General features: G+C 62.1%; 1 pseudogene. It reads left to right on the top strand.

Annotated features, from left to right (window positions below):
• Positions 1-142: 142 nt before the first annotated feature.
• A pseudogene (locus MKK50_RS08525) lies at positions 143-578 on the top strand (IS630 family transposase); the annotation flags it as partial.
• Positions 579-639 lie beyond the last annotated feature (61 nt).

The raw sequence follows: 639 nt of genomic DNA, 5'->3' as shown, positions 1-639 counted from the left end.
CCCTGCGAGACCAGAACATCCACTTGGCGCAGCTTGGCAACAATCTCTTCAGCCGTATGCTTCTTCCGTCCCATGAAACATCCTCCACATGGCTCGAAGCCATACCTCAGGGAGGACCACTTTTCAGGAGGCAGGCCACGTGGCGGTTCCGCATGGACATTGGAGGACGACCACCGTCACGGCCGCCCTGCGCACCAGCGGGGTGGTCGCCACCGCCCCTGTTCGACGGAGCCACCAACGGCAAACGCTTCCGGGCCTACGTCACCGACACCCTGGTCCCCCTGTTGAAGCGGGGTGACACGGTGATCATGGACAACCTCGGCGCTCACAAGGTGGCCGGCGTGCGCGAAGCCATCCAGGCGGTGGGCGCCAAGTTGCTCTACCTTCCACCTTACTCGCCGGATCTCAACCCGATCGAGCAGACCTTCGCCAAGCAGAAGGGGAACCTCCGCAATGCCGCCGCTCGGACGCTTCCAGATCTGAAAGCGGCCATCCGATTCGCCTTCGACACCCTCACGCCAAGGGCCTGCCGCAACTGCCTCGCCGCAGCTGGATACGACGCATACGATCCAATATGATCGGCAACAGCTCTAAGCACCATATCACTTAGGCACGCTCGCGTACTTCGAACGCAGTGCG

It is taken from the genome of Methylobacterium sp. J-043 (assembly GCF_022829505.1).
Classification (GTDB): Bacteria; Pseudomonadota; Alphaproteobacteria; order Rhizobiales; family Beijerinckiaceae; genus Methylobacterium; species Methylobacterium extorquens_A.
This window is presented reverse-complemented; position numbering and strand designations above follow the sequence as displayed.